This is a genomic window from Streptomyces sp. NPDC020996, from assembly GCF_040641355.1.
In the GTDB taxonomy this organism is placed as follows: Bacteria; Actinomycetota; Actinomycetes; order Streptomycetales; family Streptomycetaceae; genus Streptomyces.
Window position 1 is genome coordinate 1 of the sequence record NZ_JBFADM010000003.1, and the last position, 26,008, is coordinate 26,008.

Consider the following 26,008-nt stretch of genomic DNA (forward strand, 5'->3'; position numbering starts at 1 on the left):
GAATCCTTTGGTCATCCGGGGTTCGGCAGGAGTGCGAGCCGGTTGAGGGCTGTGGTGATGTGGCTGGTCCAGGGCCAGTGCCGGGCCAGGCGGAGGATCCGCCGACGGCCTGTGGTCACGAGTTGTCCGGCCGTGGTGAACAGGCGGAGCCGTAGTCGGCGGGGCTCCCAGAGCCTGGCCTTGCCGGTCAGGGCGAGCATCGGCATCCAGGCCAGCAGGTCGAGAGCGATCTGCACGATCTCCAGCCAGATCCGGTTCTGGGCGGTGCGGTGCAGGGGCAGGTTGCGCAGGCCGGTGGCCCGGGCGGCGCGGATGCGGTCCTCGGCCCGGGCCCGCAGCCGGTGACGGAGTTCGAGTTCGGCGATCGGCCGGTCCGAGGTGTTGGTGGCGAGACAGGTCAGCCGCATGCCGTCCGCGTCCGTGAGCCGCAACTGGGCCCCGGGGTGCGGCCGTTCCTTCCTGACGATCAGCCGCATGCCCTTCGGCCAGCCGTTCAGGACGTCGCCGGTGAGTTCGGCGACCCAGGCGCCGTCGCGGATCTCACCGTCCGCCTCGACAGCGGGCGTCCAGGCGGATGCCGGAACCTTCAGCACATGCTGGTGGACCTGCTCGGTGATCACCATGCCGACCGAGTAGGACAGCCACCGGCCTCGCTGGGCGAGCCATGCGACGAAGTCGTGGGTGCCGCCCGCGGAGTCGGTGCGGATCAGGGTCCGGCGTCCGCGCCGGTACTTCTTCGGCAGTTGGGCCAGGGCCAGTTGGGTGGCGGTGATGTGGTCGGCGGCCGTGTTCGATCCCGCGTTGCCCGGTCTGAGCAGGGCCGCGACCGGCTCACCGGTGCCGCCCGGTCCGTGGTCGAGGAACCCCATCAGCGGGTGGTGGCCGTAGGTTCGCTTCCACGTGGGTGCGGCGTCCTCCTTGTCCGAGTGCGCGATCACCAGCACTCCGTCGAGATCGACGGTCACCGTCCCGCCCGCATCAGGCGCTTCCCGGTCGGCCAGCTGCCAGGCCCGCTGGCGTGCTTCGGCCCGCGCGGCACGGATCGCCCGCAGAGCTTTCTCTCCGGAGGCTGCGAGGGTGTCGATGAGGCGGGAGACCGTCGGGTCGGAGGCGACCGGCCCGAACACGGCGGGCTCGGCCCGCAGCATGCCGACATCGGCCAGGCAGTCCCCGCCCAACGCGACCGCCAGTGCGACGTCCAGGAGGATCTTCCCCGGATCATGGACGGCCCGGGATTTGCGCCACGGTGCCAGCGCCGCGGATATCGCCTGGTCGAGGCCGGTTCTACGGACCGTCTCCACCAGCAGGACCGAGCCGGCCTGCGAGACAACCTGGCGGCCGTCCCCCTGGATACGGACACGCGGGTACGACGCGGTAGGCTCTCTCACCTGGAAAGTGCTCTTTTCCTCGCAGCCAACAGGACCCTCAGCAAGTCCTATCGTTGCAGGTCAAGAGCACTTTCTGTGTTTCTGATCAGCCTGCGGACAGCCCACCTAGTGAAAGCGCGAGGTTAGTCGCTATGTTGAGAGTGCGGGGCGATGCTCGGATCGCCCCGCACTGAGGGTCTTGATCAGTTACCGGTGGTCGTCTCGGTCGACTGCGACTTTTTCTTCGCCGTGGTCTCGTCCGGACTGGCCGTCTTGGTGGTTTTGGCCGTGAGGCGCTTTGACCGGGGCGCCGCCGGTTGCTTCTTCGGCTCGGTCTTCTTCGCGGTGGGCTGGGCCTTCTTGACCGTACGGCGTGGGCTCCTCGCCGGGGCCGCGGTTTTCGCCGTGGCCTTCTCCGGCTGGGGCTGGTCCGCGGCTTGTGTGGGCTCGCTGCTCGTCGTCGCGTTGGCGGCTGCCGGGGGCTTCTCCGCCACTGCGGTGCGGCGGGAGGGCTTCTTCGGGAAGGCGCGCAGCAGTGGGCGCCTGCCGTCGAAGGCTGGCAGGAGCCGGGTGCGGATGTTCCGTGCGGTGGTCGCGGCGGGCGGGTTGTTCGTGAAGCAGACGCCGACGTTGTAGCGGATGCCCGGGGTGAGGTGCTTGAGGCTGTCGGCGTACGTCTCGGCGTCCCCGTCGTTGTCGAACTCGCGGGGCGGGACGTCGAGCGCCCAGGTCTGGACGGCCTCGCCACGCCAGATGTGCTTGATACCGACGCGGCGGCCGTTGGGGTGGGTGAGGTACGCGGACAGGCCGGGGTGGGGCTTGCTGTCGGCGTTCACAGTCCACCCGTCGCCGAGTTCAGCCGCAGTCGCTTCGACGAACTCGTCGAAGTCCGCTGGGAAGACACGCTGCTTCTTCTGAGTGTCGATGTCATTGGATGCGGTTCGCTTCGCTGGGCTCACAAGTCGTCTCTTCCGGTCGTGTTACGTGGTGCCGTACGGTGCGGTGATTCAGGTCATGCACCAGCCCGAGTCGCATTCCGCTTCATCGGAGTCGACCAAGGGCAGCGGCGTAGCTTGGGGAATGGCTTCAGGCAGAGGCTTGGCTCGCCGCGTCAGGTAGGCGGGATCTCTCCCCAGTGCGGCACGCTGAGCGATCAGGGCGGCTTCCAGTTCCGCTGCCTGGGCGAAGAGCTCCGGCTCGCTGCGTCGCATCTCCTGCCACTGCTGCAGCGTTTTGAAGGGGCAGAAGAAGCAGGCGCTCTTGGGCGGGATGGGCAGTCCTGCTTGCTCGATGATCCCGTGGCAGTCGGTACGGCGGAGTCCGAGGTCCAGGAGAGGGTAGACGATCTCCTCGTGAGGTTCGGAGCGGCGTCGGTTGGCGCGGTGGATCTCGTCGACTGAGATACCGATGGCGACTTGGGCCGGAGTTTCCTTGGTGGCTCCGTTCTCACGAAGCCAGCGGCCGACGACCTTGATTTTGAAGTCGGCTGTGCAGGAACGGCGTCCAGGAGCCCCATTACTCATGCGGACCGGAATGGGGATAGAGCGCGACCCAGGGCGTACGAGACGCTCCCGGAGAGTCTCAGTGGTCCCGTCACGTCTGCGCCGCTCGAGGATGTGGAGGGCAATTCCGTTTTCTGCGGCGAACGGCGTGGCAATCTCTCGCAGGTATCGGAGAGTTGCTGGGTGCTCACTGTCATCGCCGACGTTGGCGAACAGGAAGGTGTCGTACGGGATGTGACCGTGCGCTGCAAGGACTAGGAGCGCGGTGGACTGAACTCCTCCACCGTAGGAGACGACGTTCACGCTGCCTGCCCTCCTTCGAAGAGACTGTCCAGGGCACGGAGCATGCGTCGGGCCCTGTGCTCGAACAGGGCCTGCTCCACGACCGCGTTGCGGTGCTTGATGACCGCCTCGCGCTCGGCCAGTGCCTTGGAGAGGCCGGCGTCCTCGGTGGCGAGAGAGTCGGCGCACCAGATGACGGTCCGGGGGCCGAGGTCCCAGATGATCGCGTTGACGGCGGCGCAGGCGGTGGCGAGCGGGTCGACGTCGTTGCCGAACCAGGTGTAGTCGTGCGGGTTGAGGCCGCGGAAGCGCAGCGTCTGGGCGACAGAGCGGAACATACCGCCACTGCCGAGGGCCGGTTCGCGGATGGTGGGGCCGTGGTCGTCGTGGACGAGGATCTCGGCCATCAGGTCGGTGACGCAGGGAGGGGTGTGGTACTCACCGCGCCACTTCTTGTCGCTCTTGTGGCGCAGGCCCGTCAGGAGCGGGCTGAGGACGTCGGCCTCGGAGCGTTCGTACGGGTCGTCCCGGGCGGTGAGGTCGAGCAGTCCCTTGTTGATCGCGGCGTGCATGACGGCCTGGACGGCCTTGAGCTGGTGCTCGTCGGGGTTCTCCTCGATCCAGTCGTGTAGGGGGCGGGCGACCTCGATGAGGTCGGGTCGGGCCATCCACTGGACGCCCCAGATCTCCCGCAGCAGCTGCGGGAGCTGGGCGGGCTGGAGGGTGAGGAGCCAGTCTTCGATGAGCGGCTCGCGGAAGAAGCAGAGTGCTGCGACGGTGCCGAGGGGGACGTCCATGCGGCTGCCGCCGTAGTGGCTGAACCATGCGGCGATGACGTTGTCGGCGACGTCGCTGGCGTGGCGGCGCGGGTCGCTCGGGAAGGCGCGGTGCCTTCGGCGCGATGCGGGGGTCGGTGGTGCCTTGGGTTTGGCGGCTTCCTCCGCTCGCTGCTTGGCGCGCTCTTCGAGTTTCTGCTCCACCTCGCCGAACAGGTCGAACTGGACCACGACGCTCACCTCCCCGCGGTCTCGGCTGAGATGTGCGGGTGCGGTGGGGCACCCGCGGGGGCAGGTACTGGGCCCGCCTGGAGGATCGCCGTGGCGCGATCGGCGCGCTGGATGTAGTAGGCGTGGGCCTCGCGTAGGCGGCGCATCCGTTCCTCGTGCTGGGCGATGAGGCCGCCGTAGCGGTTCAGGGAGTGGGGTGCGCAGTGGTGTTCGTGGGCGCGACGCAGCTCCGGGGTCCAGGGCTGGGCGAGCCAGTGTCGGGCTAGGGCGGAGACGATGTCGGAGGCCCGGCGGGCCGTGCCCTTCGGGGCGCGCACGGGGGCGCTGATGATGAGGCGGTATGGACGGAGGCGTAGGGCGCCGGCGTCGAGGGCGGTGCGGGTGAAGGACTCGGTGCCGGCGAGTGTGACGCCGAAGAGGACCGGCGCCTCGTCCATGTGAAAGCCGAGTGGGCCGGTGCCGTAGGCGACCTGGAGGACCTCCTCCATGGGGTCCTGGTCGGCTTCGGGATGGTGGTCGGGGTCCCAGCCGAGCGTGAAGGCGCCGATGCCGGTGACACGGTAGACGGCCTGGCCGGTGTCGAAGTCGGCGAACTCAGCGACCTCGAGGGCCGGTCCGCCGCCGACGGTGAAGGTCAGCACAAGGGTGCTCTTTCTCGTGATCGAGGCATGGGTGGGTAGGGGGCCGGCCGATGTCGTGGGCTCGGCCCCCTGGTGGTGTGTGGGTGGGCTGGGGTTATCCGCCGTGTTCGGCGCGCCAGCCGTTGACGTAGGTCCCGACCTCCTCGGCGAGGGGTTCGAGGGACATGTCGCCGGGCGGTTCGCCCTCGGCTGAGGTGGTGTCGTAGACGACCTTGGCCTGGCCGTGGGTGTTGTCGATGTGCACGGCCTTCCAGCCGCCGATCTCGGTGCGGTCGCCGTGCCAGGGCAGCGACTCGCGGCCCGCGATGGCGACGTACTGCTCGCCGTCGGTCGTGAGCAGGACGGTGATGTTCAGCTCGTTGCCGCACCAGTCCACGCCTACGTCCGTGCAGTGCTGTTCGAGGGCCTCAATGACGTCGGCGTACAGGGCGCGGGCCTTGTCCTCGTCGGCGCGGCGGAGGAGCCGGACGGCGCTGAGGTAGTGGAGGGCCATCACTCGCCCTCCGTGTTCTGGGCCGTGTCGGGGGCGTGGTCGCCGCAGACGAGGGAGAGGGGTTCGCCGTCGTGCGGGAGGTCCAGTTCGACTTCCTGGGGCTTGTGGCAGAGCAGGCAGGTCAGGGAGACGGTGCGGACCATGCGCAGGGCGCGGACGGGGGCGCTGGCCGGGAGGTGGACCCGTTCGGCGCGGCGGCCGTGGAGGGCCAAGGCGAGCAGAGTGAGCTCGGGGGAGATGACGGTCTTTTTGACGCCGCCTACGGTGAGGGGCGTGTGCGGTGCGTCGGGGAAAGCGAACGCGTCGCCGGGGCGCAGTTCGTGCGCGTACACGGGTCTGGTGAAGTTGAGGGTGACCACGGCGTGGTTGCTCATGCTCAGGGATCTCTTTCCGTTGTGAGTATGGGTGGTTGGCCGCTCGGTGGCGTCTCGCACACGGCACCGGGCGGAGGTCTGGTTACTCGTTGATCACGTGCCGGGGGCCGTTGATCGGGCCGCGGTCGAGTTCCTCGGCGATGTGCTGGGGAACGCGGGGCACCTGCGTGTCGTGGAGGGTGAGCTCGCCGCTCGCAAAGTCGATGAGCACGGTCCCGTCCGGGTCGACGCGGGTGACGCGGCCGTAGAGCGGCTGTTCGGGGTGCTTGACCCAGTCGCGCTCGGTGAGGGGCGGCAGGTGCTGTGGGCACCGGCCGTGGTCGCGGAGCGAGAGGTGGGCTGCCGACGGGAGCCAGCAGGGCTGTCCGTCGGGGCGGGGGTGCTCGCAGCCGCGGCTGATGTGGCCGTAGCCGTCGCAGCGGATCAGGACGGGGCCCGGCCAGGGCTCACGGGCGCGCACGATGGCGAAGGTGACAGTGCCCTGTGGGCCCTGGTCGTGGTGGGCGACGTACTCGATGGTCAGGCCGATGGTCGTCGGCCAGGTCTTCAGCACGTTCGCCGCGATGGTCTGGGCATGGGTGGCGGGAACGGAGGGCGCTGACGAAAGCTCGGAAGGCATGGGCATGTCACCTCACTCTCCGGTGGTGCCGGTCTGGGGGAGCAGGAGGAACGCCGTGTGCTCGTCCGGGCCGCCGACGCGTGCCAGGTGCCGTGCGCGCAGGTGCGGAAGGGCGTGGATCTGTCGGGCGAACGCCGTGATGCGCCGCTCGGTGCTCTCCGGCCACAGGGGGTGTTCGTCGGTGGCGCTGATCGTTTTGATGACGCCGACGTCGGACTGGGAGGTGTCCGCGCAGGTGACGTCGAGTACGCGGCACGTGTCACCTGCCAAGTCGACCGTGATCAGCTGGGCGTGGGGATGGTGTGCGCTGACGAGCTCGGCGATCCGCACGATGCGGTCGGCTGGCGGGAGGTCGAGCGTCCAGCGTCGGTCCGGTCTCGGGTACGGGCGTACGGCGCTCCAGGCTGCCGAGTGGAGTCCGGCGAGCGCGTCGCTCAGGTCGTCGGCGAGCTCGTCCAGGTCCAGCGTGGTGGTGTCGGCGTCCCTGCGGATGTCGAGAACCAGTTCCTCCGTCCCACCGTGGTGCGTGGTCCATAAGGCGTGCAGCTCGACGGTTCGGTCGTGCGTGGAGTGGTCGAAGGTGAGGTGGGTCGTCTCCGGGTACGCCTCAACGATGCGCGCCGTGACGTGGTCGAGGACCGCGATCTCGTACTGGGCCTGGGCCTCGTGGAAGGCGTCGACGGCGAGCTTGCGGTAGCGCAGGGCTGTGGCGACCCGGTGCGTTGCGGTGTTGGTCATGAAAGACCCGTCCTTCCAGGGGACTGCGGAATCAGTGGTGGGCGGTGTCGGCGGAGGCGGGCTCGCGGTACGGGAAGACCAGCTGCCACAGCTGTCCTTCGTGCTCGGAGGCGAGGTCCACGCAGGGGGTCAGGTGGATCCGGCGCAGGTGGGGGAGGGCGTAGAGCTGGCCGAGGGGGCGGGCGATCTCGTAGGTGACGTCGTGCGGCCAGGGGCCGTCCTCCGTGTCCGGCGAACAGTGTGGGCACGGGATCGCGAGCGTCTCGCCGGTCGCGCGCGTGACCTGTTCGAAGCCGACCGCGATGCTCCGGGCCCTGGTCTCGAAACGGCAGATCAGGGAGACGGCGTCCGGTACGTGGCGGCGTACGATGTCCGCGACAGTGGCGGCACGGTCGGCCGGCGTGAGGCTGATCCAGCGGCGGTCGCGGTGCGCAGGGACGGGGTGCGGTTCGACCACGCCCCAGTGGCGGAGGAACGAGCCACTCAGGACGCGGCCGAGGTCCTGGATGAGTTCGTCGACGTCCAGTGGACCGTCCCGCCAGTCCGGCTCCGCGTCGTCGTGAGGGTCGTACAGGAGGCGGAAGTCGCCGGAGTCGGGGTCGTCGGTGCTCCAGATGCCGTGCAGTTCGACGTCGCCGCCGTCGTCGACAGCGATCTCCAGGTATCCGGCCTCGGGGTGTGCTGAGCGCACGCGGGCCGAGATGTCGTCGTGGATGGCGAGGAAGAGCGTCTCGCCTGCCTGGACGTAGGCGTCTGCGAGTTCTTCGAGGGGGAGCTGGGTGGGGCGGAAGTTCGGTTCTCGCATGTGTTTCACGGGAGTTGGCTCCTTGAGATGCGTTTGCGTGGTCGGGGTGGTCAGTGCGCGCGGCGCAGGACGATGGCGGTCGCGTTGTCCGGGCCGTTGATGCCGGCTGTGCCGGCGAGGAATTCGGCGGCCTCGTTCGGGTCGTTGCGGAGGAGCGCGGCGGCGATGGTCCGTTCGTCGACGCCCTGGCTGACGCCGTCGGTGCACAGCAGGACCGCGGTGGTGCTGTGCGCGGGCAGGGACGTGGTCACGAACTCGTGGCGTGCGACGGTGCGTGTCACCTTGCGGTCGTAGAGCGGCAGCGGGCCGGGCTGCGCGGTGTGACGGCGGATGCGCTCGCCGAGCGAGTGGTCGTACGTGGCGCGCTGGAGCTGTCCCTCAGCGGCGAGGACGTAGGCGCGGCACAGTCCTGCCCAGGCGAACTGGACACGGCTGTGGGCGGGGTCGAACAGCGCGGTGACGATCGACGCGTCCGCGGTGATGCCGCTGGCGGCGAGCTGGTTGCGCGCTCTGATGCAGCCGGTCTCCGGCGTGGCGACGAGCGCCGCGCCCACCGCCTCCCCCGCGGCCAGGTCGGCCGCGTCGGCCGCGGCCGTGGTGTCGCCGATTCCGTCGGTGACGGCGACGGCGATACGGCCGGTGGCCTGGTCGCCTCCGACGGCGAAGGCGTCCGCCTGAACCTCGCGGCGTCCTTGCCGCTGTGCGCCGCCCACGCGCCAGGGTGTTCGGGACATGACTGGACTGACTCCTTTGCATGCGAAGGGGAATGCAGGGGCCCGCCCGGGCCGGGCCGCTCGCACCGGCGCGCGGCCCGGGTGGGAGCCGCCGTTACGGCACAGGAACCGCAGTGAGGGGAGCGGCCGGCGTGGTGAACTGCGGGCAGGCGCCGAAGCGTTCGTGCAGCGTGTGCTCCTTCTCCCACTGGCCGCAGCGGGTACAGGTGGGCTGGGTGTGGCCCGGGGCGGGCCTCGCGACGTAGGCGCCGCGCAGGTCACCGTCGGTGAAGGCGACGACCCCGGTGGCCTCCTCGAGGCTCGCCGCGCCCCGGCCGGGTCCGGTGGCTTCACGCAGGGTGCGGCGCAGCAGGGCTCCGGACCAGTCGAAGCCAGGGCTGATGTCGGCGCACGGGTCCTCGTAGGTGACGCGGTACGCAGGGAATGTCGCCTCGGCGGGATCGGCGAGGGGGCGGGCCCAGAACTGGATGGGCCGGTCGTCGGCGCACTGCTCGGGCTCCGGTGCGACAGCCGAGACGATGCGCATGACCAGGCCGCCGTCGTCGCCGAGGCCGGCCTTGCGGGTCGCGTACGCGCACAGCTCCTTGAAGCCGGAGACGCCGTACGCGGCGAGCCACCGGTCGGGCGTCAGCTCACCGCCGAAGTTCCTCCGGAAGTCGTCGCGGTCGCGGCGCTGGACGGCGGCGATGACGCCGACCGCGCTGTCGATCACGTCCGGGGCGATGCCGTACTTGGCGGCTTCGGCGTGCAGTAACTGTTCGCGGGTGGGCTGGTCCACTTCGCTCTTCTCTCCTTCGTGTATGCCGGGCCCTGGCGGTTCCGGGGCCCGTGTCGGCGTTGGCGTTACGGGAGGGCCGGGGGCCGCTGGTCGAAGTGCTCGGCCGCGGTGCCGTGCAGCACGTTCAGCCGGGCCGACAGGCGCTTGCCGAGCGTGCGGCCGTGCATGTCGATGCCGCTCTCGTGGCTGACGGACTCCAGACGCCAGCGGCGGTGGCCGTCGTCGAGCGTGAAGTCATACAGCTCTCCTGGGCGGGGGCCGCGCAGCGTCAGGACGCGCACGGGCCTGCCGTCCAGGTCGGCGCGGACGGCGGGCGGGCCCTGGAGGCGGGCGGCGGCCACTATCGCGGCGATGTAGGACAGGGGGATGTTCATCGGTTTCCTCGCACTCTGGTCAGGGCCCGCAGGCCAACGAAGGGCATCAGTTGTCTGTCGCCACACATGTCGTGGCGCGCGAAAGTGCCGGTTCCGTCAGGTGTCGCGGTACAGGCCCGGGTGGCGGCCGGTCGTCTCGCGCAGGGCACAGGCAAGGAGCCGACCGGCACCCTCGGCGCCGAGGACGTCGGTGACGAACTGCAGCGAGGTGACCGGGCGGCCGATCGCCTCGCTGTAGGCGCGGGCCAGGGCTTCGCCGATCGCGCGTGCCTGCTCCTTGGCCTGCTCGAACTGCTCGGGCGTGACGCCGCGAGCGGCGAACCTGGTGGTGAGCGCCTGGTGTTCGCCCGGGGTGAGATGTCGGAACATCGGGCAAGCCCTTCAGGGTTGGTGGGTGTTGATTGCGATGTTGATAACATTTTATCAATCAAGATCAACTGTCGTCAAGTGTTGTTTATTTGCGTGGTCTGTCGCCTCGGGGGCGACTGCGTCTGAACGCTTCGCGCGCCGCCTGACGCGGTCCGTCCAGGGCGCCCTGGGCTTCCAGCTCTGCGGCGCGGGCGCGCCGGGCCCGGTCTTCCTGGAACCAGCGGCGGTCCCGGCTGCGGGCGCGCTCGTCCCTCTCGCGTTTCTCCTGAGCCTCCGCAGCGGCGCGACGGGCACGCGGACTGGTGCCGCAGCCACGGCAGTTGGCGGCAGGTGAATCCGGGTGCGCCACGCAGCCGCTTGCCCCGTGGCGGGCGTCACCATCCGCCGGGGGTAGGGGGTTTCTCTGGTGGTTCTCTGACGGTTCCCCGGCCAGATTGGCCGGTTCCCCTGTCGCATCTGGCCGCTGGCCAGACTGGCCGGTGGCCATTTTGGCCGCCTGCTTTGACCGTCTTCCGGCGGGCTTCGGCGCGCCCTTCTTCGCCTTCGGGGAGGGAGCCTCGGAACCGGGCGCCGACTGGTCCGACGGCGGTGGCGCCTGCGGGCGCGGAGCATGGATCGTGTAGCGGTTGCTGGTGCGTCGCCCGTCCGAGAAGCGGGCGTGCGAGACGATGAACCCCTCCGCCTCCAGCCACTCCAGGTGCCGACGGACTGTGCGCTCTCCCTGGCTCGTCTTCTCCGCCAGAGTGGCCTGCCCCGGGAAGCAGGACCACTGCTCGTCGGCGAAGTCGCACAGGGCCAGCAGCACCAGCTTCGCGCCCGGCTTGGGGATGTTCTGTCGGAAGGCCCATGCCATGGCCTCGATGCTCAACTGCCTTCCCTTTCTTCCCTCTTCCAGGCCGCTCGCCAGCGGACGACGGTTCGGGGTTCCACGCGGAGGCGTTCGGCGATCTCCTCCGCCCCCAGGGCCTCGCGGGTCATGAGCCGGGCGGCGAGTTCCTGCTCGGCCTCGTTGAGGTGGGGCAGCGGAAGATCTCCGTTGACGACCCGCTCGACCGCGAGGAAGTCGACGCCGGGCACGCCTGTGGCGGTGGTGCTGACGTAGACGCGGCGTGTGGGCTCGCGAGTGGGGTCGGCGCCGATGATGGCGAACGCGGACGCTCCGGTTTGTGGCTGTGGCGTGTAGGTGATGGACACGGCCGGCTCATTCCTCGTCGTCGAGGTCGCGGCCGTAGTCCGGGTCGTACGCGTCCTCGCCTGCGGCCTCGTACTCGGCATTCCGAGCGGCCTGGGAGGCGTACGGGTCGACTACCAGCTCGACCACTTCGATGAGCCCGGTGAACGAGCCGTTCTGCGGGACTGCGAGCGAGACCGAGCCGTCTCCTGGGCTGGTCCTCTCGGTGGGGTCGGCGGGCGACAGCTCCAGTACGAGGTCACGGGCGCGGCCGTTGGCGTCCTCCACCAGCGGGTAGACACCGTGCAGATCGAGGACCGGGAAGTCGCCGTCGGCACAGCGCCGGACGGCGACCACAAGGAACATCCGCTCCGGGAGCCATGCCCCCTTGTCGGGTGGGTCGACGTACTGCGGGTCGTCGCTGTGCGCGCCGCCGTGGCCTGCGGGGCGAGCACACGGTGCCATGTCGTCGAAGAGCCCCGGCGCCGCACACGGCCCGAGCGGCCGGCCGTCGCTCTCCAGAACGGCGAGGGCCTGCCCGGGCAGCCCGGCACGCAGGAGACGGGCGGCCTCGGCGGTCATCTGCTCCAGGGTGACCGCGGTCGCGCGTGCCCTGTCGCGCTGCGCGAAAGCCTGAACGGCCTTGTCGTGCCAGCCGGATGCCTCTTCCCGCAACTGGGAGACCATGGACAGGACGATGTTCGTGAGGGAGTCGGCGACGTCACGGGCGTGGCCGGCGTGCGCCATGCGCGGCCAGTTCGCGGTGAGCGCGTCGGCCAGACGCTGCCGGATCAGGTCGGGGGTCAGTGGGTGCGGGGCGTCGGTCGGGCTGTCGAGCAGCGCCGCACCGGGCGACTCTCCGCCGTTCACGAGGCGTTCGCGGGGTGTGGGTGTGGACATGCTTCCCCTCCAGGGCGTGTCTGGTGTGCGGGTGTGGACAGGGGCCACCAGCGGTCGGTAGGCGCGGTGTGGTGGCCCTCGAGGTGTGGCCGCGGCCGGTTCAACCCGCCTCGGGGACGCGGGAGACGCCGATGGTGCGCGACGTCCGTCCGCCGGGCCGCATGGGGATGCCGACGCCGAGGCCCTCGAGGATGCGGATCATCGCCTCGGGGTCGGGCTCGGGCGGCCGCGGGTTGCCGCCGGACCAGGACAGCCTGAACGCGCCGTAGGTGCCGGCGTCGGCGGCGTCCAGCATCTTGCGGGCCTTGGCCTTGCGCTTCTTCGCAGCGCTCTCCACCTCGGCGGCGTCGGTGTAGGCACGCAGGGCGTCGGTGATGGCCGCAGTGTCCTCGGCGAGGATCGTCTGTGGGGCGCGGTCGTCGGCGAGCTGGTCGAGGTTCCAACAGACCGTCTTGAAAGGGCAGTTGTCACAGATGATCGACAGGCCGGGGCCGTCGAGGTCGCGCGGCATGGCCTCCGGTTCGGGGCTGGCCAGGACGTCCTCGGCCCACGCCAGGGCCTGCTGAGTGACGTCCTCGTCGTAGGCGCGCTGGTGGACGACGACCTGCCCGTACTCGCGGCCGACGTAGCGCAGCCGTACGACGTCGACCGGTAGGGGTTCGCCGGCCGGCAGGTGGGAGTGGTCCTTCAGGCCGCCGGTGCGGAGGAGGTGGGCGTACAGGTGGACCTGGAACCACTCGGCCTGGCTCGGGCCTTGGCGTACGACGACGTCGAGGGCCCGTGTGCTCTTGGTCTTCACGTCCTCCACTACGCCCACGTCAGCGGCCTGTGCCTCCGTGGCCCGGGGGTGCGGGGCGCCCGGGGCCCAGTAGGCGTCGGCGTGGCCGAGGATCACGCCGTCGGTGAGCTCCAGCTCGGTGTGGGCGCCGTACTGCTCCCGCAGGACGCGCAGGATGCCCTCGTGCAGCCAGGTGCCGAGGATCGCGGCGTGCATGTTGTCGGCGAGGTCGGTCGGCCAGGTGCCGTGGACCTCGTAGGCGGCGCGGCGTCTGCACAGGCCGATCGAGGAGGGGCCGAGGAGGCGCTGGCGGGAGCGCGGTCTGGCGCGGTCGTCGCGGTGTGCGCCCTTCCACAGGTCGGGGACCGGGACGCCGAGGTTGTCGACGGTGCTGTCGGTGGTCATGGTGATCTCGCACTCTGTTGGGTGGTCTGCCCCTTCGCCTGACGGGCAGGAGGGGCTATTGGGCCGAGCGGGTGGTGGCCTTGCTCCGGGAGGACTTCCGGGCCGTCGGCTTCTCCGCGGTGCTCTTGCGCGTCGTGGTCTTCGCCGCGGCCTTGCGCGGTGTCGCCTTCTTGGCCGAGGCGCGTTGGCGCGTGGGTGAGGTACCTGCCGTCGGGTCGGACTTGGCGGAGGTGTCCTCGCCGGTCTCGCCGTCGTCCGGCTGCAGAGTGTTGAGGAGGGCGCGCAGCTGTTCGGCGCTGGCGTCCTGGTAGGAGACGCCGAAGTCGTCGAAGCACCGCTCGTTGACGGTGTCGAAGCCCAGGCCAAGGCGGCCGGCGAGTTCCTGGACCTCCCTGCGTGCCTCATCCAGTTCGGCGCGAGGATCGGCCGGTGGCGGCGTTTCGATCTCCTGCGCCGACACCGCGTCCGTAGCCTCGACGCCACGAGTTTCGACGACTTCGCCTTCGACCACGTCTCCGGACGAGGGCGCTTCTACGTCCTGCTGGGTCTCGTCCGGTCGCTCTGCCTTTTCGCTCCGCAGTCGCGCGGCGGCGGCCTGGACTCGCTCGCGGGACTCCGCCGCGTCGGCCGCGTGCATCTCCTCGTCGACGTGCAGGCCGGACAGGTCTGCGGGGCAGGCCCGGCGGAGGGCCAGGGCCTCGGCGACCTTGCTCAGTTGACTGGCAGGCATTTGCGGCCACAGCCCGCCGAGCTTGTACTCCTGCGCCTCGTAGTCCCACACCTTCGGCGCGTACTCCCGCCAGTGGGCAACGGCGGGGAAGCGTGAGTCGTCGCGCCAGACGACGACACGGCAGGCAGCCGGCGGTTCGTCGCGCAGCCACACCGTGTGCTCGCCGCCCTCGGCGTCGTACCAGACGAAGTCCTCATACGCGATGGACTGTCCGGCCCGGTCGGCGGCCCGGCGTGCGATGAGCCGGTAGCCGTCGATGCCGGTCTGGATCGTCCAGCGGATCTCGCCGCGCGACTTGCGCTTGATCATGTAGATCTGCCGGCCGAACGGGTCGAGTCCCGACGCCTTGCAGTAGTGGAAGAAGATCCCCAGCTGTGCCGGACTGGCCTCCGCCAGATCTGGGAACGCCGCGCGCAACGCGCGCAACTGCTGGTCCTCGAACGCCTTCTGGTCCTCGCGGATCGCGAGCCAGGTGACCGGAGCGTCGGCCATATCCCCTCCATGCATCGTGGTCCCCTCACATGGACTTCAATTGTCACAACACATGTTGAGGTCAATTGAAGTTAATCAAAATCTATTTCACTGACTCTTTGACGTCAAGTTTGAACTATCAATCCACGTCACCTGTGCGCAGGCTCCGCAACTGGAACACGCCCGCCCACTCCGGATGGCGCGCGCGTAGCAGGCGCGCGTAGCGCGAGGTGAAGTCGTTGTTCAGTCGGAATGGCCTGTCGTTCGAGATGCTCGGCCGCGACCAGCGGAGCTGCTCGAACAGTGCCTTGACCCCAATGCGTCCGCCGCCGGCTTCGATCCAGCGCATCGTGAGGTCTTCCAGGGCTTCGAGCACCCACGGGTGTGCGGCGTGGAAGTCCTCGAAGCGCTCGTCGATGGTTGGGTCGTCGTGAGGGTGGGCGTGGTCTGGCTCTGCTATCTCCAGCGGTAGCTCCGCCTGGTGGTGCGCATGCATCACTTCCCCCAAAGAGACCGAGTTCTGTCACAACACATGTTGACCACACCCTAAGTGTGTCGAGTGCGGGTTGGCACCCCTGGTTCGACGGCTGCTGTGGCCCCTTGGTGTCGTGTCGCCGTTCGTCTACCTACTCCAAGTCTCGGAAAGTAGATTGAGTTCATCCTTCAGTAGACAGTGAAGTGGACTGTCTGTCAGGCTGTCTGGCATCAACTTGCCTTCTAACACCTGAGTTTGGGGGAGTCGTGTCTCACGACCGGCAGTTCATCTCCGTACCCGTCCCTGCTCAGTACGTCACTCGTGTATACGCCCTGCTCGCCGAACTCGACCTGAAGAAGGGCGAGATGAGTAGTCCGCTGCCTGGTGGTACCCAGGGTGCCGAACCGGGCGGAGAGTGGCCGGTGGTGGAGTGGACCGTTGAGGACTTCAAGTCTCTGATCGCCACGGATCTGCCGTCGGTCCAGCGAGTCGCCGCCCTACTGGACATCCTCGCCGCCGAGCCAGAGTGCTCGTACAGCACAACCGCCGTCGTGGAGCGCCTCAATCTCGACCGCGGTCAGATCAAGGGCGCCCTGTCAGCATTCACTCGACACCTGCACGCCCACTACGAGCGCGGCAACTGGCCGATGAAGTGGGAGTGGGGTACTGACCCCGACTCCACCTACCAGGCCGAGGCGTTCTACCGCCTTGACCAGGCCAACGCGGCTCGCTGGCAGGAGGCCCGCGCCGCGGTGTAGTGCACTCGGCAGGGTGAGCCCGGCTTGCGGGGCCCACCCTGCCGTGTTGCTGGCTTGGCTACCGCTTCGGTCGTACTGACAGCGAGAAGCCAGCATCCAGCAGCTCTGCTGCGAACGCTGCGACGTCCTCCGCCGAGTGCTCGCCCGGCCGGAAGGTCCTAACCGTCGGCAGTGGCGGCGGAGTCGGCTTGGGCTCCGCCGAGGGCTTTCGGCCGCGGGGCTTGATCTGCTCACGCTCGCCGGCCCGAATGCGGTCGATACCGTCCTGGACGGTCGCCCGCCCGCGGCGCTCGGCGTCCTCAAGCACAGTGTCCAGCAGCCACAGCGGCGAGCCGGAGATCACGGCGTCCTCGGATGCGAAGCTCCTACGGACCCGCCACTGGTAGACGTCCATGTACTTCTTGCCGAAGATCCAGGGGATCTCCTTGAGGCCGATGATCTGAGGGAGGTCGGCCGGGTCGTCGACCTCATACCCGCTGGTGATCTGGGCCTTGTACTCCTTCAGCCGCTTAGCGTCGAACTCGCGATTGCCGTCCTCGGATAGTCCGAGGACCGTGGGCAGTAGCCAGTACGGGTTGCCGGAGATGACGATGTCTGGCTCTCCGAGCACGCCCCGCGTCTTCCAGAGCTGCGAGGTCTGCCGCTCCACCCCGTAGAGGAACGCGATCTCCGCGTGCCCTAGCAGGTAGGGGAATCGCTTGGCTGTCACGCCGCCCTCCATGTCGCGCTGCGCATAAAACACACTTGATTGATCAAGTATAGTTCGGTGCTGCGGGTGGGTGGCCAGCCTGTGATGTCGTCGTTGGCGCGGTGCGCTGTTCTGAACGTCCGCGTCCCTCGCGCATCTCAAAATCGTCCGAAATCTAGGTCGCTTGCGGGGACCCACGGATCTGTCATCGTCGCCTCCAACCGCTGGTCAGGTGAACGGGAGGGAACCATGCCGACGTCCGAGATCGGGTACCGCGTGGCACGCCGGGGAGACGTGGCGCTGGGCGCTGGGATGCTGTGGCGAACTGAAGCCGAATCGCGCGGTAGGGGAGAGGTCGGCGACCGTCCTGCGCTGCAGGAGGTTCTCTTCTGTGTGCGAGCCGACCTCGTGGATGGTGTCCGGGTGGGCAGCTGGGAAGACCTGGGAGGTCCGATCACGCGGGCGTTGGTCTGCGAGGAGATGCGAGCTAGTCACGCCTCGCTGGTGGTGGATGGCGAGGCCGTGGCACTGGACGATCCGCTGCCGGATGTCCGACAAGATGTCCACGACCAGGTCCGGACCGCCTGTGCTGCACTACGAAGGCTCTTGCCGCGACAGAAGGGCAAGCATGGTCACCTGGACATCGGGCGTGGCCTGAGCAGGAACGAAGTCGTGAGGCTGGCGCACAAGCTCCACGTCGGGTTTCAGCTGACCTTGCCACAGACGGCCGAGTTCCTGAACCAGGCCGGCTACTACTGGTGGGGCCCGCAGGGGGAGCAGCTCTACAACAAGCAGAAGGTCCACAGGCTCCTGGAGGATTCGGCCTGGGATGAAGATCCCCCGCAGACCGTTGACGGCGAGCGGATCCGTGCCGGCGGGAGGTCCCACCAGACATCTCTCGGGGGGTTCGACGTGGTGCTCGTCTACGCAGCGGACAGCGATCAGGACCATGCCGCCCGGTCACGAGAAGTCCAGGAGATCGCGAGGCGCCACGGGCACGGCTGGGCGTTCCTGTTCTCTCCGGGAACTGCGGGCTTCGGCCTGACGGATCTGCTCCAACAGGTGACCACTCCAATGCCGATCACTTCGCTCAACGTGGCCGACCCATCCGTCTTCGCTGATGAGTCGGAACGCGAAGCCTCGTACGCGTGGGTCCAGCAGTTCGGGCTGCGGGTCCTCGAGGCCGACGAGGCCGTGCCTCTGATCGCGGAAGAGAGCTCCGTGATGCGGGAGGTCGTCAAGACGTACGCGGCGCTCCGCATGCATGACAGTTGCACCGTGGTCGAGAGCAGCCGCTCCATCGAGCACGCGCGAGCGTGGGCGAGACGTCTCAAGAGCGCCGGTTTCAGCCATGCCGAGATCGCCCGCAGACTCCGGCTGGAGGCGATCCCTCCACGAAAGCGCAGGGGCGGGTGGGGCAAGAGCGCTGTTGGGGATCTGCTGGCTGCCGAGGCTGCTTCATGAGCAACCTTCGCCGCGCTGCCCGGCGCGAACGTGCGCTGAACCGCCTTCGGGCTCAAGCCGGAGTCTTTCTGAGCCAGCACGCCCTGGTCCGAGCCAGGGAACTCGGTTTCGACGAGAGTGAAGTCCTGCGGTGCGTTGTGTCTCCCGAGCAGACGTACGGGGGAGACCCACGGTATCCAGGCGACCGGCGTGTCCATCAGCGTCAGGATTGCGCGTGTGTCGTCGACCAGACCACTCGAACAGTCGTGACTGTACTGCTGCGCGCGTACGGTGCGTGGCAACACGGTACGCACACCCGCCGCAACGCGCCTCGCACTTGCTCGGAGTGAGGCGACGCACATAGGCTCCCACCCTCTTTCCTTTGTGGAACAGCGCCTCGGGATCTGACTCGCACTCTGCCCGGGGCGCTGCCGTGTTCCGGGGTTCTCACGTCAGGATGTGCACGAGGAACCAGACGGCGAAGCCGGTCCAGGCCATGGCGAAGGCCGCACGGCCTGGTCGTGTGTGGACGCGGAACCGGGCGCGGACACGCTCCGAGACGGTGTTGCCGCCCTCGCTGTCCACCATGGTGAACAGCTCGTACGCGAGGCCCAGCACGAGCAGGTTGGCCCAGAGGAGTTCGGGCGGGGTCAATTCGATCTCCTTTGACCCTGCGCTGCTCTGTGAGCTGGCGCCGTTAGCGGCCCATCGCTGACCAGACGGCCCCGCCCAGAGCGGCGAGGCCGGTGAGTGTGCTGATGGTGGGAAGCGGCCACCGGGACCGTTCGAGCGCGGTCACTCGGGCGTCGAGATCCTCGACGCTCTTGTCGATCTGATCGGACCGCTGGACCAGGAGCGCGAGTTGGCCGTCGATGCGCGCCAGCCCGACTTCGAGGGCGCGGCGGAGTTCGGCGAGCTCCAGGGCGATCTCTCCGTCGGGCATGGCGCCTGCTGCTCTTGATCAGTTGATGGTGATGGAGGCTGGGTCGCTCTTGGCCGGGAGCCACGAAGCCGTACCGGCGCGACCGAGGAGGGAGCCGACGGCGCCCTTCACCACGGCGAGGCCCGCGGGAATCGCGGCGATGGCCCCCGACTCGAGCGCGGACAGGGTGACGACGTTGGTCGATTCGGATGCGAGGAGGAGACCGAGGAACGCTTCGATGTACGTCAGCACGGCGCGCTCGGCGATGTCGGCGATAAGCTTGGGAGTTCTGGAAGTGGCCATGGGGAAGGAACCTCTCGACGCGTGGATCAGGGCTTGGGGATGCGGAGCTTGGCCCAGCTCGTTGGGCCCGGGATGCCGTCGGCGTCGTCGCCGGTGTAGCCGAGCTTGCGCTGCCAGGCGGCGTACGAGCGCCGGTCAGCCTCGGTCCAGCTCGGGCCGGGGCCTTTGCTGTACTTGCCGCAGCCCTCGGCGACGAGGCGCTTGCCCATCTCGGTGATCAGGGCGGAGCGGCGGCCGGTGTGGAAGTAGTCGGCTCCGGGGAATGGCGCGTACTCGGTCTTGTCGTCCGACGGCGTGCTGCTCGTCGGCCTTCCGCTGAGGTGCTTGGCGACCGCGGCGCGGAAGTCGTCCATCGAGATGCCGGCCGGGTCCGGTTTTCCGGGCTGCCACTCCTTGTGGCCGATCACCGACCGCGCAGTCCAGCCGTGGGCCTGGCACAGGGCGGCGCTGACCTTGTGCATGGTGTCGAGCTGGGCCTGCGGCCACGTTTGTCCGCCGCCGGTGTTGATGCACTCGAAGCCGTAGAAGTGGGGGTTGCCGTCGGTGTTGGCCTCGTTGTCCGGCGGCAGCGGCTTCTCGGCGATGACAGCCTTGAGGACGTCGTCGTCGCCGGAGCCGGCGTGGTTGGCGCGGCCGTAGCCGACGAGGTGGACGGTGCCGGAGCGGTCGATGACGCCGTGGCACAGTGGGCCGGGTAGGGAGGTGTAGCCGGTACGGCAGAGCTCCACCATGGCGGCCTCGGTGGTGTACGGGCCGGTGTGGTGGATCATGACGCCGTGGACCGGGCCCCAGGCGCCCTTGTGGTTGCGGTTGTGGGTGCGCCAGCTGCCGTGCTCGACGACGCGGACGCCGGACCTTTTCAGGACGCCGAGGAACTGGTCTGCGGACAGTGGCTGGGCCACGTCGGGACGCTTTCTCCCCCGCGCCTCCACGCAGTCGAACGACGCCAGGGGCCACCTGGCGGTCCCTCTGTACAGCAGGCACCACGGTGCTGCGAGTGATGCGGAGCGGAGGGTCGCCCACGGAGACGGAGCCTAACGCACTTCAGGTACGCGTCCGATGCTGTGCGCCTCCGGGAACCTGATTCGTCCGATGGCTTCGAAGGAGCCAGTGCCTGCGTCAGGCGACCGGTGCACGGTACCCGGTACCGGAGGGACCGGGTTTGTGATTCTGGCGCATCCTCCGTGTGCCTTGTGTTATTTATCCGGCGGGAGTAGTCACGAACGACTTGTCGCTGGCTGTCGCCTCCGGTGCCCACCCTGGGGGACGCGTCCCGGCGCCGCACAGGAACCTGGTCCCTTCATGAGACTTGGCAACACGCTCACCTTGGAGTTGGTCCGCAGTTACATCGCCAAGCAGGGCTCCACACCCTCGGGCGTGAGTGACGCCGGGTTCGCCGCCGAGTGGCAGCTCGAGGCTCCTGGTCGGCCGCCGCTGACTGTCCACGACACGCGATGGGACAACGGTGAAAGGGATGTCGTGCTCCAACAGCCGCCCCTCATCCCGGAGATGCCGGCTTCCCTGGCCAACCTCCACAATCGGCACCGCGCCGGTATTGCTGAGGTCTCCCCGGGCCTCCAACGGATGATGGCCTATCTGTCTCTGCCTCAGCCGGACGGTCGGCCGAAGCAGAAACGGGCCCTCACCACCGCACAGCTGGCAGAAGGCTGCGGCGAGGGACTGCTGAGGGAACTCGTCGGCCGCCCCGGTGTATCGCTCGACCCAGCATTCGACCTAACGAAGCCGCAGGACACGGAGCGTTTCCAGCACACCATCCGTTTCCAGGAAGAAGACCGAGAGACGCCCGTCGTAGCCTACGTCCTCACCCGACTCATGCCGACTCTGAGGCAAACCGGCTGGGTGCCGGACCTGTGAGGAACCCAGCTACTTGACGTACGTGATCCGCAGCTTCGGCGGATACGTCTGCCCCACCCCCTGCGCGCGACCGTAGTACGTCTTGTCTGAGTTGTTCGGATCCAGGGCGATGCCGCGCCAGCTCGTCGAGTCGAACACCGCTGTGATGTCCACCCACTTGCCGACGTTCTTGCCCCAACTGATCGTCTGCGCCTCGCTGTCCGAGCTGAACGTCGACGGGCGGGAGGTGTGCTTGTGGGCCTTGATGACCGCCTTGCCGCCGCTGTTGTAGTACCAGTGGTCGAAGTAGAGATAGACCTCGGCCTTCTGGATGGTGGCGCCGGAGAGGTCGGTGGCGAGAGAGGAGGGGAAGCCGATCAGGCTCGCCTGCATGCCGTTGGTCGAGCTGTAGTAGCCCTGCAGGCACTTGTTGCCGTAGTAGGAGTTGTACGCGCTGCGGTTGGCGTAGGAGCCGGACCAGGAGGCTGCGTAGGTCTTGGTGTAGGTCTTCTTCGGCGGGGTCGTCGTACCGCCGCCGGTGTTGTACTGACCCGTTTCGGGGACGTACGGGCCCACGTCCTCGATGTACATCAGGCCGGGGTAGTTGGAGCCGCCGAACAGGCGGACGGTCTGGCCGCTGGGGCCGTTCTGGCAGCGGAAGGTGATCAACAGGCGGTGGAGGCCGGCGCCGAAGGCCGCTCCCGAACGGACGGTCTCCATGTGGATGCGGCGGTAGCCGGCCGTTGGCATGGGGAAGATCGCGGACTGGATCTGTGTGGAGGAGACCGTCGGGGTGCTCGCGCCACCGTCCTTCAGGGCCAGGACGAGTTCGCCGCCGGCGGCCGAGGGGTCGGCGTAGCAGTCCAGGACGACGCGGTACATGCGGCTGGTATCGGCGTCGAACGACAGCTCGACGTAGCCGTAGTCGGTGGTGCCCGCCGACACGGAGGTGGCCTGGTAGTCGACGGCGACCAGGCCGCGGGCGAAGCCGGACAGGTAGGTTTCGATGGGGTCCCCGGCGATGGTGAGCCGCCCCGCGACCGCGAGGTCCGCGACGCCCGTGTTGCCGTCCTGGTCGATGGTGGCGACGGCCGTGCCGTCGTTCGTCAGGGTGAGGTAGTTGGGCGAGCCGGTGGTCAGGGACACGGCCTCGTCCCCCGACTCGTCGTACAGGCGAAGTCCTTCGGGTGAGAGCTCGGCGCGGGCTCCGGTGCCCGGGGTGCTGAGGAGCGAGCGGCACTCGAGGTTGTCGAAGTAGACGCGGCCGGTGGCCGTGGTGTTGCCGGAGGCGTCGACGCCGACGCGCACGTTTGCCTGGGACGCGCCGGCAGGGATGGTGACGATCTTCGAGACGCGTTGCCAGGTGCCATCGGTGACTGGGACTGACACGGTGACGCCGTCGGAGCCGAGACGGGTGCCGGCCTCGTCGTAGAAGCCGAGGTACAGCATGACCTTGCCGCCGGTGAAGTCGGTGGACGTCCTGTAGTCGGCGGCCACCCAGTACCGGTCGCCCGGGAGGACGGGCGAGGTGGCGTGCTGGAGCCATCGGTAGGTGTCCGCGCCCGCCGTGATGCGCAGGCACTTGGCGGAGTTGTTACCGCCGTCCTCGATGGCAAACTCGTCCTTGCCCGCGATGTAGGTCGCGATGACGCCGTTCTCGTACGAGGGGTCGCCGACCAGGTTGCCGGTGGTGCCGATCGCCAGCCGGGACGCCGAAAGTGAGCCCGCGACGATGTGGCGCGCGGTGAGGGTGTTGGTAGCGATCTCGTCGCCTGTCACGGACAGGGCCTTGATCTCGCGGGCCGTGAGGGTCTTCGCCACCACCTTCTCGCCGGTCACGGACTCCGCGGCCAGTTCCAGGGTGCCGATGGACTCGGCCACCACCATGCCTGTGCCGATGACGGTGCGGATCTGCGCGTTGTCGAAGTCCGCCGTGCCGGCGGTGGCCTGGAAGTTCTGCAGCCACACGGTGGCGGTCACGGTCCCGGCCGGGGCCTGGACCTGCTGGCTCGTACGGGTCCAGTCGGCGCCTGGGGTGGGGGTGGCGATCGCTGTGCCGTAGCCGAGCACTTCCCCGGCCGCGTCCTGCCAGCGCAGGTAGAAGCGGATCGAGTTCCCGGCCCAGTCGGCGGAGACGCGGGAGTCGAAGGCCAGGTAGAACCGGTCTCCCGGGGAGACGGCCAGCTCCGTGACGCGCAGGCTGGGAGAGGCGGGCTCACTGCTGGTGCCGTCGACCCGCAGGCCCCGGGGGGAGCCGTTGCCCTCGGTCAGGCTCCACCGGCTGGATGTGGCGATGAGCTGCTCGGTGAAGGCGCCCTCGAAGCTGGGGTCGGGCATGAGGTTGCCGGTGCCGATGGCGAGCTGGTTGTGGCCGACCGCGCCGATCTGGAGTTTCGCGCGGGAGACGGCGTCGTCGGCGAGCGCGGTTTCCGTGATGATGCCGTCGAGGACCGACTGGGCGACGACCGGTGCCGGGCCGACCGGGCCGCTCTGGAGGGAGGGGGCGGAGGAGGTGCCGGAGGTGTTGCGGGCGAGCAGGCGTACGTACAGTGGCCGGTCGGCGGGGATGGTGAGGGTGCCGCCGAGCGGGGACTCCAGGGTGCCACGCAGGGTTGTCGGGCCAGGGGTGAACCCATCCTGGGCGGAGGCATGGATCTCGACTCGCGCGAAGTCCAGCGGCGCGGCGGCGGCGTCGGTGAAGGTGCCTTCCCAGGTGGCGGCGATGCCGCCGAGCACGGACACTGCGGTGGGCTGGCTCGGGGCCGGCGGAGGCGGGGCGTTGACGATGTTGACCGCCGTGGTTCCGTCAGGCTGCTGACCGATGACGGCGCGCAAGGAGCCGTTCTCGTCGTACACGTCCAGCGCGCCGTTCTCGAGCGAGGAGTATGCGAGGCGGGAGGTGCGGGTCTGCTGGGTGAGGCGGCGTTCGAGGGCGGCGATGCGGGCTGCCAGCTTCGCGAGGTCGTTGGCCATGGCGGTCAGCTCCCGTAGGTGAAGCGGTCGGCACGGGCGAGGGTCAGGGTGATGCGCTCGGGGCCGTCGCCTTGGGGCGGGCGGAGCGTCCAGGCGGTGATGCGGCACCAGCCGTCGTAGTCCGACTACTGGTCGTGGAGGGACACGCGGATGTCGTCGCCGACCTGCCAGCTGCCTACCGGGGCGGCTGGGTGGTCGCGGACCTGGATCTCGGTGACCTCGCCGAGGATCTGGCGGGCGGTGCGTTCGGCGCGGGCGCGGGCGGCCAGGCGGTCGTTGGCCTTCTCGGCGGGGGCTTCGAGGACGTGTTCCAGGCGTAGGCGGCCGTTGCGGATCGCGTCGACGGCGCGGCGTCGGCTGCGGCCCTCTCCGGCGCCGAGGGCGATGACGACCTGGGCATACTCGTCGGCGTCGTAGGCCACCGGGACGGTTCCGGCGACGTTGATGCCGGAGGTGAAGGAGATGTCGGTGCGGCGGGTGCCGAGGCGGGGCCAGCCGAGGCGGATACGGCCGCCGGGGCGGCCGGTGGCGGTCCAGTCGGTGGTCTCGGTCCACTCGGGGCCGCCGTCGACCTGCGTCATGTCGTCGACGACCTCGCCGAGCACCGGGGCCTCCCACCACTCGGTGGAGTACGGCTCGGCAGGAGTGCCGGCCTTTGCCTTGCTGGTGGTGCCGTCGACGGTCACGCCGAGGTTGCCGTCGGGCTGCGACTGCGCGTACGCCCAGACATCGCGCATGATCCGGCATGGGTCGGCGTAGGTGTACGGGCCGCGGCCGCCCAGGTTGCCGTGGACGTCGTGGCGGCGGTGCAGGTAGCTGCCCCATCCTGCGGCCTCGATGGGGTACGCGGCGCCCTCCGGCTCCGCCCGCCAGACGATGCCGCCCCACAGCAGGGTGTCGTCCCGCTCGGCGGTGAGCAGTGTGTTGCCGGGGTCCAGCTGGGACGGGAGGAGGTGGGCGAAGCGCGGCTCCAGGCGGCCCGAGAAGTCGCCGGTCGCGTTGAGAGACAGGCCGAACTCCACCTCGGTCAGCGGCAGGTCGGTGGCCAGCGACTCACCGGTCAGGGCGTGCCAGCTGCGGTAGCGGTACGACGTCGTCATTGCCCTGGGCCTCACCGCACGCCTTCGGTGAACTCGACGTCCGCGATCAGGGAGGTTGCCGCGTCGACGCCGAGGTTGCCCCACTCGGACTTGGAGGGCTGAGTGCGGACGTACAGGTCCTGAGTGGTGCCGCGAAGCGCCGCGGAGATGCTGATCGTGTCGGCGAGCACGACTGTGTTGCGGCGGGTGTTCGCGCCCTGGTCGTCGTCGATGGCGGTGGTCTGCCCGTAGTCGGTGCCCAGGACCGTCTGCATGTTGGCGAACACGTCGGACTCCGACAGCCGCAGACCCGCGAGCGTCACCACCAGCTTCGCGGTCACCGCCCAGGACGGGATCGGCACCTTCCAGCGGGCCGCGGCCGGCCAGTTGTACCACTGGCCGTTCTGCGCGGTGAGCCTGCTCAGCGAGCCGGGGTAGGCCGTGTACAGCGTCCGTTCGCGGCGAGGGTTGGCGATCCGCCGTAGATCCTTGATCATCGAGTCGGTGATGACCGACGTGTTGGCGGGGATGTCGACGCGGGCCAGCGGGATCGCGGTCATGCCGGACGGCACGGTGGTCGCGGTGGCCGAGACGTTGCTGACCACGTGGAAGTAGCCGATCTCGTCGGTCTCCGGGTTCCGGGTGCCCTCGTACTCGGGATCCTCCACGCGCAGGCAGACCAGGTCCGAGCGGGCGGTGGCCCCGGTGGGCGCGATGGGCACGGTGGCGTCGCCGACGTTGTACTGCGTGTACGAGCCCTGGCCCCATGCCGCGCCACGGATCACCGCGGAACCGTCGACCACCCGTACGCCGGCGCCGGGCGTGGCCAGCTGCTTCACCTTCAGGTCGTCGCCCTCGGTCACGCCCTGCGAGCCGCGAGCGAGGTCGCGCACCATCATCCGGAAGGCGCGGGCGGCGTGGGTACCGCCGTGGGTGAGCAGCGGTGGATTGATCAGGGTCACGTAAGAGCTCCTC

31 protein-coding genes are annotated in these 26,008 nt (G+C 69.0%); 3 read left to right on the forward strand and 28 right to left on the reverse strand.

The window, feature by feature from the left end; all coding sequences use genetic code 11:
- Window positions 1–11: 11 nt before the first annotated feature.
- The 20 genes from AB0G63_RS02830 to AB0G63_RS02925 form a co-directional block, all read right to left on the reverse strand.
- The gene (locus AB0G63_RS02830) at window positions 12–1,388 is read right to left on the reverse strand and encodes an IS1380 family transposase (RefSeq protein WP_360743195.1); all 1,377 of its coding nucleotides are present in this window, start codon (window positions 1,386–1,388) and stop codon (window positions 12–14) included.
- Between the two features lie 182 nt (window positions 1,389–1,570).
- Window positions 1,571–2,203 carry a hypothetical protein gene (locus AB0G63_RS02835; RefSeq protein ID WP_360743198.1) on the reverse strand — a complete coding sequence of 211 codons (633 nt, stop codon included), beginning with the start codon at window positions 2,201–2,203 and terminating at the stop codon, window positions 1,571–1,573.
- Window positions 2,204–2,374: 171 nt separating this feature from the next.
- Entirely contained in the window at window positions 2,375–3,172 is a 798-nt protein-coding gene (locus AB0G63_RS02840) for a phosphoadenosine phosphosulfate reductase (RefSeq protein ID WP_360743201.1), read from the reverse strand.
- Entirely contained in the window at window positions 3,169–4,158 is a 990-nt protein-coding gene (locus AB0G63_RS02845) for an N-6 DNA methylase (RefSeq protein ID WP_360743204.1), read from the reverse strand. Before AB0G63_RS02845 ends, AB0G63_RS02840 begins: the two co-directional genes overlap by 4 nt.
- A gap of 5 nt (window positions 4,159–4,163) precedes the next feature.
- Window positions 4,164–4,799, reverse strand: a complete 636-nt coding sequence (locus tag AB0G63_RS02850) for a hypothetical protein (RefSeq protein ID WP_360743207.1) — start codon at window positions 4,797–4,799, stop codon at window positions 4,164–4,166.
- Window positions 4,800–4,893: 94 nt separating this feature from the next.
- Window positions 4,894–5,292: a hypothetical protein gene (locus tag AB0G63_RS02855; RefSeq protein ID WP_360743210.1), complete on the reverse strand. Its 399-nt coding sequence runs from the start codon at window positions 5,290–5,292 to the stop codon at window positions 4,894–4,896.
- Window positions 5,292–5,666, reverse strand: a complete 375-nt coding sequence (locus AB0G63_RS02860) for a hypothetical protein (RefSeq protein WP_360743214.1) — start codon at window positions 5,664–5,666, stop codon at window positions 5,292–5,294. Before AB0G63_RS02860 ends, AB0G63_RS02855 begins: the two co-directional genes overlap by 1 nt.
- 82 nt (window positions 5,667–5,748) lie before the next feature.
- Complete coding sequence (locus AB0G63_RS02865; protein ID WP_360743217.1) at window positions 5,749–6,285, reverse strand: hypothetical protein; 537 nt, start codon at window positions 6,283–6,285, stop codon at window positions 5,749–5,751.
- Window positions 6,286–6,297: 12 nt separating this feature from the next.
- Window positions 6,298–7,023 carry a hypothetical protein gene (locus AB0G63_RS02870; protein ID WP_360743220.1) on the reverse strand — a complete coding sequence of 242 codons (726 nt, stop codon included), beginning with the start codon at window positions 7,021–7,023 and terminating at the stop codon, window positions 6,298–6,300.
- Between the two features lie 31 nt (window positions 7,024–7,054).
- Complete coding sequence (locus AB0G63_RS02875) at window positions 7,055–7,837, reverse strand: hypothetical protein (RefSeq protein ID WP_360743223.1); 783 nt, start codon at window positions 7,835–7,837, stop codon at window positions 7,055–7,057.
- A 41-nt stretch (window positions 7,838–7,878) separates the two neighbouring features.
- Window positions 7,879–8,562 (reverse strand): hypothetical protein, encoded by a 684-nt coding sequence (locus AB0G63_RS02880; protein WP_360743226.1) that lies wholly within the window; start codon window positions 8,560–8,562, stop codon window positions 7,879–7,881.
- Window positions 8,563–8,656: 94 nt separating this feature from the next.
- On the reverse strand, window positions 8,657–9,340 hold the full coding sequence (locus AB0G63_RS02885) for a hypothetical protein (protein ID WP_360743229.1): 684 nt from the start codon (window positions 9,338–9,340) through the stop codon (window positions 8,657–8,659).
- 65 nt (window positions 9,341–9,405) lie between these two features.
- On the reverse strand, window positions 9,406–9,714 hold the full coding sequence (locus tag AB0G63_RS02890; RefSeq protein ID WP_360743232.1) for a hypothetical protein: 309 nt from the start codon (window positions 9,712–9,714) through the stop codon (window positions 9,406–9,408).
- A 96-nt stretch (window positions 9,715–9,810) separates the two neighbouring features.
- Window positions 9,811–10,083, reverse strand: a complete 273-nt coding sequence (locus AB0G63_RS02895; RefSeq protein ID WP_360743235.1) for a hypothetical protein — start codon at window positions 10,081–10,083, stop codon at window positions 9,811–9,813.
- A gap of 85 nt (window positions 10,084–10,168) precedes the next feature.
- Complete coding sequence (locus tag AB0G63_RS02900) at window positions 10,169–10,951, reverse strand: helix-turn-helix domain-containing protein (RefSeq protein ID WP_360743238.1); 783 nt, start codon at window positions 10,949–10,951, stop codon at window positions 10,169–10,171.
- Window positions 10,948–11,277, reverse strand: coding sequence for a helix-turn-helix domain-containing protein (locus tag AB0G63_RS02905; protein ID WP_360743241.1), 330 nt, complete (start codon window positions 11,275–11,277; stop codon window positions 10,948–10,950). Before AB0G63_RS02905 ends, AB0G63_RS02900 begins: the two co-directional genes overlap by 4 nt.
- Window positions 11,278–11,284: 7 nt before the next feature.
- Entirely contained in the window at window positions 11,285–12,154 is an 870-nt protein-coding gene (locus AB0G63_RS02910; RefSeq protein ID WP_360743243.1) for a hypothetical protein, read from the reverse strand.
- Window positions 12,155–12,254: 100 nt separating this feature from the next.
- A complete protein-coding gene (locus tag AB0G63_RS02915; RefSeq protein ID WP_360743246.1) occupies window positions 12,255–13,337 on the reverse strand; it encodes a PD-(D/E)XK nuclease family protein in 1,083 nt (360 codons plus the stop codon).
- A gap of 55 nt (window positions 13,338–13,392) precedes the next feature.
- A complete protein-coding gene (locus AB0G63_RS02920; RefSeq protein ID WP_360743249.1) occupies window positions 13,393–14,559 on the reverse strand; it encodes a recombinase RecT in 1,167 nt (388 codons plus the stop codon).
- 118 nt (window positions 14,560–14,677) lie between these two features.
- Window positions 14,678–15,034: a hypothetical protein gene (locus AB0G63_RS02925; protein ID WP_360743252.1), complete on the reverse strand. Its 357-nt coding sequence runs from the start codon at window positions 15,032–15,034 to the stop codon at window positions 14,678–14,680.
- Window positions 15,035–15,279: 245 nt separating this feature from the next.
- Here AB0G63_RS02925 and AB0G63_RS02930 point away from each other — a divergent pair, with 245 nt between their 5' ends.
- Entirely contained in the window at window positions 15,280–15,771 is a 492-nt protein-coding gene (locus AB0G63_RS02930; RefSeq protein WP_360743255.1) for a hypothetical protein, read from the forward strand.
- A 58-nt stretch (window positions 15,772–15,829) separates the two neighbouring features.
- On the opposite strand, the gene AB0G63_RS02935 is transcribed toward AB0G63_RS02930, so the two are convergent.
- Window positions 15,830–16,480: a hypothetical protein gene (locus tag AB0G63_RS02935; protein ID WP_360743258.1), complete on the reverse strand. Its 651-nt coding sequence runs from the start codon at window positions 16,478–16,480 to the stop codon at window positions 15,830–15,832.
- 228 nt (window positions 16,481–16,708) lie between these two features.
- Here AB0G63_RS02935 and AB0G63_RS02940 point away from each other — a divergent pair, with 228 nt between their 5' ends.
- On the forward strand, window positions 16,709–17,923 hold the full coding sequence (locus AB0G63_RS02940) for a hypothetical protein (protein ID WP_360743261.1): 1,215 nt from the start codon (window positions 16,709–16,711) through the stop codon (window positions 17,921–17,923).
- Between the two features lie 426 nt (window positions 17,924–18,349).
- On the opposite strand, the gene AB0G63_RS02945 is transcribed toward AB0G63_RS02940, so the two are convergent.
- Genes AB0G63_RS02945 through AB0G63_RS02960 form a run of 4 tightly spaced genes read right to left on the reverse strand, consistent with a single transcriptional unit; the run spans window position 18,350 to window position 20,029 of the window.
- Complete coding sequence (locus AB0G63_RS02945) at window positions 18,350–18,556, reverse strand: hypothetical protein (protein WP_360743264.1); 207 nt, start codon at window positions 18,554–18,556, stop codon at window positions 18,350–18,352.
- A gap of 43 nt (window positions 18,557–18,599) precedes the next feature.
- Window positions 18,600–18,845 (reverse strand): hypothetical protein, encoded by a 246-nt coding sequence (locus tag AB0G63_RS02950; RefSeq protein ID WP_360743267.1) that lies wholly within the window; start codon window positions 18,843–18,845, stop codon window positions 18,600–18,602.
- Window positions 18,846–18,863: 18 nt separating this feature from the next.
- Window positions 18,864–19,127 (reverse strand): hypothetical protein, encoded by a 264-nt coding sequence (locus AB0G63_RS02955; protein WP_360743271.1) that lies wholly within the window; start codon window positions 19,125–19,127, stop codon window positions 18,864–18,866.
- 26 nt (window positions 19,128–19,153) lie between these two features.
- Window positions 19,154–20,029, reverse strand: coding sequence for a peptidoglycan-binding protein (locus AB0G63_RS02960; protein WP_360743274.1), 876 nt, complete (start codon window positions 20,027–20,029; stop codon window positions 19,154–19,156).
- Window positions 20,030–20,429: 400 nt separating this feature from the next.
- Between AB0G63_RS02960 and AB0G63_RS02965 the strand changes: the two genes are divergently transcribed.
- The gene (locus AB0G63_RS02965; protein WP_360743277.1) at window positions 20,430–21,002 is read left to right on the forward strand and encodes a hypothetical protein; all 573 of its coding nucleotides are present in this window, start codon (window positions 20,430–20,432) and stop codon (window positions 21,000–21,002) included.
- Window positions 21,003–21,011: 9 nt separating this feature from the next.
- Here the strand turns inward: AB0G63_RS02965 and AB0G63_RS02970 are convergent, their stop codons facing one another.
- From AB0G63_RS02970 to AB0G63_RS02980, 3 genes are all read right to left on the reverse strand, one after another.
- Window positions 21,012–23,954: a hypothetical protein gene (locus AB0G63_RS02970; protein WP_360743280.1), complete on the reverse strand. Its 2,943-nt coding sequence runs from the start codon at window positions 23,952–23,954 to the stop codon at window positions 21,012–21,014.
- Between the two features lie 125 nt (window positions 23,955–24,079).
- Window positions 24,080–25,054 (reverse strand): hypothetical protein, encoded by a 975-nt coding sequence (locus AB0G63_RS02975; protein WP_360743283.1) that lies wholly within the window; start codon window positions 25,052–25,054, stop codon window positions 24,080–24,082.
- Between the two features lie 11 nt (window positions 25,055–25,065).
- Window positions 25,066–25,995, reverse strand: a complete 930-nt coding sequence (locus AB0G63_RS02980; RefSeq protein WP_360743285.1) for a hypothetical protein — start codon at window positions 25,993–25,995, stop codon at window positions 25,066–25,068.
- Window positions 25,996–26,008: the final 13 nt, after the last annotated feature.